The 7681-nt window shown below is 51.3% G+C and carries 6 protein-coding genes; 2 read left to right on the top strand and 4 right to left on the bottom strand.

Annotated features, from left to right (window positions below):
* Both QVO99_RS07175 and miaB read right to left on the bottom strand, forming a co-directional pair.
* Nucleotides 1–1522 (bottom strand): ABC transporter ATP-binding protein (locus tag QVO99_RS07175; RefSeq protein WP_288177036.1); only part of this gene is annotated, 1522 nt, incomplete at its 3' end.
* 200 nt (nucleotides 1523–1722) lie between these two features.
* Nucleotides 1723–3072 (bottom strand): tRNA (N6-isopentenyl adenosine(37)-C2)-methylthiotransferase MiaB, encoded by a 1350-nt coding sequence (gene miaB / locus QVO99_RS07170; protein WP_022316929.1) that lies wholly within the window; start codon nucleotides 3070–3072, stop codon nucleotides 1723–1725.
* Between the two features lie 189 nt (nucleotides 3073–3261).
* Here miaB and QVO99_RS07165 point away from each other — a divergent pair, with 189 nt between their 5' ends.
* Both QVO99_RS07165 and QVO99_RS07160 read left to right on the top strand, forming a co-directional pair.
* Nucleotides 3262–4275, top strand: a complete 1014-nt coding sequence (locus QVO99_RS07165) for an NAD-dependent epimerase/dehydratase family protein (protein ID WP_022316928.1) — start codon at nucleotides 3262–3264, stop codon at nucleotides 4273–4275.
* A 142-nt stretch (nucleotides 4276–4417) separates the two neighbouring features.
* Entirely contained in the window at nucleotides 4418–5371 is a 954-nt protein-coding gene (locus QVO99_RS07160; RefSeq protein ID WP_022316927.1) for a phosphatase PAP2 family protein, read from the top strand.
* 192 nt (nucleotides 5372–5563) lie between these two features.
* Here QVO99_RS07160 and QVO99_RS07155 read toward each other — a convergent pair whose 3' ends face one another.
* Nucleotides 5564–6793: an FtsX-like permease family protein gene (locus QVO99_RS07155; protein WP_022316925.1), complete on the bottom strand. Its 1230-nt coding sequence runs from the start codon at nucleotides 6791–6793 to the stop codon at nucleotides 5564–5566.
* Nucleotides 6794–6800: 7 nt separating this feature from the next.
* Nucleotides 6801–7136, bottom strand: a complete 336-nt coding sequence (rbfA, locus tag QVO99_RS07150) for a 30S ribosome-binding factor RbfA (RefSeq protein ID WP_022316924.1) — start codon at nucleotides 7134–7136, stop codon at nucleotides 6801–6803.
* Nucleotides 7137–7681 lie beyond the last annotated feature (545 nt).

Below are 7681 nucleotides of genomic sequence, written 5' to 3'. Positions count from 1 at the left end.
GGCCGCCGCGGTCACCGATATTGGTGTCGTAGCCGTTTTCAGAAGCTTTGATGAATTCGTCGGCATTGGCTATGCGGGCAGCCTCTTCCACCTGCTGCTGCGTGGCGTTGTCAACACCGAAGGAGATGTTGTTGAAGAAGGTGTCGTTGAAGAGTATCGCCTCCTGGTTCACGTTGCCGATGAGCTGTCTGAGGTCGTGGATATCGAGGTCTTTCACGTTGATGCCGTCGATGAGCACCTCACCCTCCTGCACGTCGTAGTATCTCGGAATGAGGTCTACCATGGTTGACTTTCCTCCTCCGCTCTGTCCCACGAGGGCTATCGTCTTTCCTTTCTCTATCGTGAGGTTGATGTCTCTGAGCACCCACTGCTCTCCGTATCTGAACGACACATGGCGTAACTCTATGGTGTGGTCGAAGCTGGAGATGTGTTGAGGGTTCTCCTTCTCCTTGATGTCGCTTTCGGCAAGCAGGATCTTGTCTACACGCTCCATTGAAGCCAGTCCCTTTGGGATGTTGTAGCCAGCCTTGGAGAAGTCTTTCAGAGGGTTTATGATACTGTAGAGGATTACGAGATAATAGATGAACGTGGGACCGGAGAGCACCTGCTGGTTGAGCACGAGGATGCCGCCGAACCACAACACTATGATTATCATCACCGTGCCGAGGAACTCGCTCATGGGGTGTGCCATCTGCTGGCGGGTGTTCACCTTGAGAATCTGGTTCCTGTAGTTGGAGTTGGTGTTGTCGAAGCGCCTGTTCATCTTCTCCTCAGCACAGAATGCCTTGATGATACGCAGTCCGCCGAGGGTCTCCTCCACCTGGCTCATGGTGTCGCTCCAGAGGGCCTGCGCCTCCTTTGACTTGCGTTTCAGCTTGCGCCCCACCTTGCCCATTATCCATCCCATGACGGGAACGAAGAGTATGGTGAAGAGAGTGAGTTGCCAACTGATGCAGAGCAGCGTGGCGAAATATGCTATTATGAGGATGGGGTTCTTGAAGAGCATGTCGAGCGAACTCATTATGGAGTTTTCTATCTCCTGCACGTCGCCGCTCATCCTGGCTATGATGTCTCCCTTGCGCTCCTCTGAGAAGAAGCCGATAGGCAGGGATGTTATCTTGCGGTAGAGCTGGTTGCGGATGTCTCTCACGATTCCGGTCCTGATCGGTATCACGGTGGCCGACGACAGGAAATAGGCTCCCGTCTTGAGGAATGTCATGGTGGCGAGGAAGAGTCCGAGCACGAGCAATGTGGTGGTAGGACCGATGTCGGCAATCAGCGCGTTGACATAATAGTCCATGTTGTTTGCCGCCACTTCCTTCATGTTGTCCCAGTCCCACGCCATGAGTTGTGGCGCTGCGGCAGCCTTCTCCGTCTTGAAGATAATCTGCAGGATAGGGATTATGGCTGCAAACGAGAATATGTTGAGCACAGCCGACAGAATGTTGAACGACACCGTCATGACGAGGTATCTCTTGTATGGCGGCACGAAGCGCCTGAGTATCTGAAAAAATTCTTTCATATAAGAAACAACCCCTTGCCAGCTCGCGGTATCAGCCACTTCCGACTTGTCTCTCCCTCATGACGGAGAGACGCCGACATGCCTGGCGGACGGAACAGCAGGGGATATTTATGTTTGTTATTTATTGATTATCTGATTATGCTTTTGTCTGTCACTATATTTTGTCTGTCACAATATAGAAAGGCGGATTATGCTCCACCTCACTCTGCTGCTGAAGGAGATGGCACGAGAGTGCCGAAGAGCGTGGCGCTGGTGCTGCCCGTTATCTTCACTCTCACCGTCTCGCCCACGTGGTGGTTGCCTTTGTCGAACACCACGGCCTTATTCTGCTCCGTCCTGCCCATGAGCTGCTGGCGGGAACGCTTGCTATAGCCCTCAACGAGAACGTCGAACTCCTTGCCCTCGTCTTTTCTGTTCTGCTCGGCGCTTACTTCGGTCTGCAGCTTTATCAGTTCATTGAGTCGCTGTATCTTCACCTCCTCCGACACGTTGTCGGGCAGATGTTTTGAGGCATAGGTGCCCGGGCGTTCCGAGTATTTGAACATGAAGGCAGAGTCGAATCCCACCTCCCTGACGAGCGACAGGGTCTGCTGGTGGTCTTCTTCCGTCTCGTCGTGGTAGCCCACGAAGATGTCGGTGGTTATTCCGCAGCCAGGGATAATGCGGCGTATGGCATCTATGGTGTCGAGATACTGCTGACGGGTGTATTTTCTGTTCATCAGCTTCAGTATCTTGTCGCTTCCGCTCTGTGCAGGGAAGTGGATATGGTTGCAGATATTCGGTTCTTCGGCTATGACGTGCAGGATGTCCTCCTTCATGTCTTCGGGATTGGAAGTGGTGAATCTCACTCTCATGTCGGGCACTGCCTGAGCCACCATTCTGAGGAGTTCGGCAAAAGACACCTTGCCTTCTTCTTTCTTTCCCGACGGTGAGAGACCGTAGCTGTTCACGTTCTGTCCGAGCAGCGTAACCTCCTTGAAACCGCGGTCGTGCAGGTCTTTTACCTCTCTGAGGATGCTCTCCGGATCACGGCTGCGCTCCCTGCCTCTGGTGTATGGCACGATGCAGTAGTGGCAGAAGTTGTTGCAGCCACGCATGATGCTCACAAAGCCGCTCACCTTCTGTCCGCCGATGCGCATCGGCACGATATCGCGGTAGGTCTCGGTGGTGGAGAGTTCGATGTTGATGGCGTTGCCGCCGTTCTCACACTGGGCTATAAGGTCGGGCAGAGTGAGATAGCTGTCGGGACCGCACACGAGATTGGCGTGATGGTTGTCTATCAGGTCGTCTTTCACTCTCTCCGCCATGCAGCCCAGCACGCCGAGGATGACCTTGCGGCCCTTCTTCTGCTCTGCATGGAGGGTTTCGAGACGGTTGTATATCTTGTTCTCAGCATTCTCCCTGATGCTGCATGTATTCAGAAAAATAGCGTCTGCGTCGTCTTCCTTTTCGCAAAGTTCATAACCCGCCATCTGCATCACAGAAGCTACAACTTCGCTGTCTGCCACGTTCATCTGGCAGCCATAAGTCTCTATGAAGAGTTTTTTCATTATTTCCTTTATTCGTTTAAAATTGCATACTTTGGGTGCGAAATTAATAAATTTAAATTGTATTTGCAAACTTCACAACGTATTTCAACTTTTCGTTACATTTCTCACTCAAATCGTACCAAGTTATTATTTTACCGTCACTAAATAGATTATTATCAGTTTTTTCCTTACATTTGCAGCTGAAAAGAAATGACAAGAATGCAAAAAGACAAGATACTCATCACTGGCGCCACAGGTTTCATCGGCAGCTTCATCGTTGAAGAGGCTCTCCGCAGAGGAATGGAAGTGTGGGCTGCCGTAAGGGCTACAAGCTCACGGAAATATCTGCCGCAAGAGGGGATAAACTTCATAGAACTGGATTTCAACGACGAGCATAAGCTCAAGGAGCAGCTGCGCCAACACAGCTTCGACTATGTGGTGCATGCCGCCGGCGTGACGAAATGTCTGAACAAAGATGACTTCTTCAAGACGAACAGCAAGGGAACGAGGCATCTGGTGAATGCCATTCTCGATCTCGCCATGCCTGTAAAGCGCTTCGTGTTCATAAGCAGCTTGAGCATCCTCGGACCGATACGGGAGGAGGAGCCGCATACCGACATCACCGACTCCGACACGCCACAGCCCAACACAGCATACGGCAAGAGCAAACTGGAGGCGGAGGACTATCTGCGGTCGGTGGCAGACAGGCTGCCGTTCATCATACTGCGACCGACGGGAGTGTATGGTCCGCGGGAAAAGGATTATTTCATGATGGCGGAGAGCATAAAGAAGCATGTGGACTTCGCCGTGGGATACAAGCGACAGGACATCACGTTCATCTTCGTCAGCGACGTGGTGCAGGCGGTGTTCCTGGCTCTCACCAACGGAAAGACGGGCAGCAGCTACATTCTGAGCGACGGTGAGGTGTATTCGTCACGCACGTTCAGCGACCTGATACAGAAGGAACTGGGAGTGAAGCACGTGCTGCGTATCGTGGCGCCACTGTGGTTTCTGAAGACCGTATCAACGGTTGCCGAGGCTATGGCGCACCTGACGGGAAAGATTTCTGCCCTTAACCGCGACAAATACAATATCATGAAGCAGCGCAACTGGCAATGCGACATATCTCCGGCAAGAAAGGAACTGGGCTTCGAACCGAAATGCCAGCTGCCGGAGGGTGTGAGAATCAGCATGAAATGGTATAAGGACAACGGATGGATGTAAGCATCATACGGATGTAAGCGCCAGACGGATGTATGCACCAGACGGATGTCTACACAACGGATGTATGCAATACAAAAGTTGGATGCTGGCAAAGAAACGGATGGAATGATTTAAACGACCGGAAAAGGAAAAGACAACGATTATGAAAGATTTATTCAAGATAGAGAAGAAGCCCAAGAAGGGTCTCTTCTGGCTGGAGTGGGTGATGACTGGATATCTCGTGCTGACATTGCTCATGGTGTTCTTCACATACACCAAGGTGGCAAACCCTGAGGCAATGATATGGGGCAGAGTGAGAATCATGGTGGTGACGCTGGCTCTATGGGGAGTTTACAGGATGGTGCCATGCCGATTCACGAGGTTCTGCCGCATCACGGTGCAGATGGCGCTACTCAGCTGGTGGTATCCAGATACCTACGAACTGAACCGCATGCTGCCGAATCTCGACCACGTATTCGCCCAGGCGGAACAGTCGCTGTTCGGATGCCAGCCAGCACTGATATTCCATGAGGCAATGCCATGGAGCGTGGTCAGCGAACTGCTCGACATGGGTTATGCGGCATATTATCCGATGATAGCTCTGGCGGCGATATACTATTTTATATGGAGATACAAGGAGTATGAGCGCTGCGCATTCGTGATAATGGCTTCTTTCTTCGCATACTACGTGATATTCGTGCTCGTGCCGGTGACAGGACCCACGTTCTATTTCAAGGCTGTCGGCATAGACCAGATAACGGCTGGCGTGTTCCCCAACCTTGGCGACTACTTCAACACCCACACCGAATGTCTGCCGAGTCCGGGATATACCGACGGCATCTTCTACCATCTCGTTGAAGACGCCAAGGCTGCCGGAGAGAGACCTACTGCTGCTTTCCCAAGTTCGCATGTTGGAATAAGCACCGTGATAATGCTGCTGATATGGCACACCCGCAACAGGAAGCTGCTCTATATTATGGCTCCCTTCTATGTGTTGCTCTGCTTCGCCACGGTATATATTCAGGCCCACTATGCCATCGACGCCATCGCCGGACTCATCACCGGCACGATGTTCTACTTCATCTTCATGTGGATGTCGAAGGGGATGAAAAATTGAAAGGAATAGAGAGAATAATAAAAGAATAAAAAAACAACAGACGAGTTGATGATGCACAATCGGACAACTCGTCTGTTTTTTTTACCCAAATCGGTCATTAGGGTGTTGGCGTCGATAATTCGTCTGCCGACATTCCTAATGACCGATTTTATTGTGGTAATGCCCCGTCTACTATCCTGCCGCTACACGCCGTCAGCCCAACAGACGGCGTGAGAAATATCTCACAGGATACCACACCGCCAGGAAACCTACCGCAATCACCGTGGCAAACACCACGAGCACGTCTTCAGGATGCACGCTTACGGGATAGGCATCCACTACGAATGTGCCGCTCGACTGTCCCAGCGCCACGATGCCGAACTGCTGCTGAAGCCAGCAGAGAAGCAGTCCGATGAGTATTCCTGCCAATGCTCCGAAGAAGGATATCAGTCTGCCCTCGAAGAGGAAGATACGGGATATCTGACGGTCTGTAGCACCGAGATTCCTGAGCGTCACCACATCGTCCTTCTTGTCGATTATCAGCATGGATATCGAACCTATGATATTGAAGCTCGCCACGATGAGGATAAACGTGAGGAAGATATATGCAATGAATTTCTCCACCTTCATTATCCGGAACGTGTCTGCCTGCTGCTCATAGCGGTCGAGCACACGGTAGCGGTTGCCTACGATATTCTGCATCTTCTCCTTCACGGCATTGAGGTCGCTGCCGTTCTTCAGGCGAATCTGCAGCGACGACAGCATTCCCTGCTGTTCAAACAGTGTGCGCGCCATGGTGATTGGCACTATCACGTGGTCGCGGTCGTATTTTCCCTGTTTCACCATGAAGACCACTCCTGGAGAAATCAGCGAGTCAACTACGAATCCGTCGGATGGATTGGCGAGGTCGAGCTGTCCTGTCTTCCGCGGAGCGTATATCATCAGGTTGCCGTCCCAGTTGGCATTCATGCCGAGAGTCTCGGCGAGGCGTATGCCCACCACGGCAAAGTTCAGGTTTGCAGCCTGGAGCAGAAACGTGCCGTCGCCATACAGTATGTCGTCAATGCGCGACATACGTTCGAAGTTGTCGTCAACGCCCATCACCCACACCATGGTCTGCTTGCCTTTGTATATGGCGAGCGCCTGGTCCTTCACACACTCCGACGCCACGTCAACCTCCGGCAGCTTTCTCACCTTCTGCAGCAGCGGGTCGTCGGCAGGTGCCGTCTTTCCCTCTGCAGGCACGAGTTCTATCTGCGGGTCGAAGGATGTGAAGAACGATGCCACGAGGTCGTGGAAACCGTTGAACACACTGAGTGTCACCACGAGAGCCATCGTGGCCACTGCCACACCAACGGCACTGATGCAGCTGATGATGTTTATGGCGTGTGTGCTCTTCTTTGAGAAGAGGTAACGGCGTGCTATGTAGAATGGAAAATTCATGACTCTCCTATTTCTTCAGAAGCTCGTCGATATGCTCAATATAGTCGAGTGAGTCGTCGATGAAGAAGCGCAGCTCCGGAATGATTCGCAGCTGGTTGCGCACCCGCTGACCGAGGTCGTAGCGCACCGTCTTCTCGTTCTTTCTGATGTTTTCTATTATCTCCTCTCCCTTGTCCGACGGGAAGATGCTCAGATATGCCGTGCAGATGCTGAGGTCTGGACTCACCCTGACCCTCGTCACCGACACCATCACTCCGTGCATGGCTCTTGTCTGACTCTGGAAAATAAGGCTCAGCTCCTTCTGCAGGAGTCTTGCTATACGATTTTGTCTTGTCTCTTGCATTTTGTAATCTTCTGTTTTTTTATTTTTCAATTCTTTCTCTTGTGGTGCAGGCTATGCGGATGGCATATTTTTCCACAATCCCTGCACCTGTCGCCAGTCCCCTCTCTGCAGGGACTTTTCATGGCGAGGCACCGTATTGTCAGCAAAGTTATCCACAATGCTGCCAATGGGCGAATAGTATGGAAACTTAAATACAAAAGTAATGATAATAGGGTAAACTCCCAAATTTATTAATTATTATTGTGTAAGTAAGCCCAAGTTTCGCAAGGATCAGGGGGGAAGACAGGCAAGAAGAGAATGGCAGAATCAGACTTTGGTTTTTAATCTAATACCACTGTTGTCCACACTATTATCCACAACCGGTAATTATAACCGTAGCGGTACGGTAATATAGCTGCATGGGGCAGAATTACAATGTATAGTAAGAGGAAAACTCACCCCTATTCACCGTTGTCTGAATTCTGTAAACATAAACATGGATATAAATGCCTGTATCGGGCAACCGTTGGAAAGCAATTCTGCCCATCAGGGGAAAGCTGCTTGCC

It is taken from the genome of Prevotella sp. CAG:592 (genome assembly GCF_000436015.1).
GTDB lineage: Bacteria > Bacteroidota > Bacteroidia > Bacteroidales > Bacteroidaceae > Prevotella > Prevotella pectinovora.
This window is presented reverse-complemented; position numbering and strand designations above follow the sequence as displayed.

Coding starts and splice junctions, on each gene's coding strand:
- QVO99_RS07165 (WP_022316928.1), top strand. CDS start 3,262: ATGACAAGAATGCAAAAAGACAAGATACTCATCACTGGCGCCACAGGT.
- QVO99_RS07155 (WP_022316925.1), bottom strand. CDS start 6,793: ATGAATTTTCCATTCTACATAGCACGCCGTTACCTCTTCTCAAAGAAG.
- miaB (WP_022316929.1), bottom strand. CDS start 3,072: ATGAAAAAACTCTTCATAGAGACTTATGGCTGCCAGATGAACGTGGCA.
- rbfA (WP_022316924.1), bottom strand. CDS start 7,136: ATGCAAGAGACAAGACAAAATCGTATAGCAAGACTCCTGCAGAAGGAG.
- QVO99_RS07160 (WP_022316927.1), top strand. CDS start 4,418: ATGAAAGATTTATTCAAGATAGAGAAGAAGCCCAAGAAGGGTCTCTTC.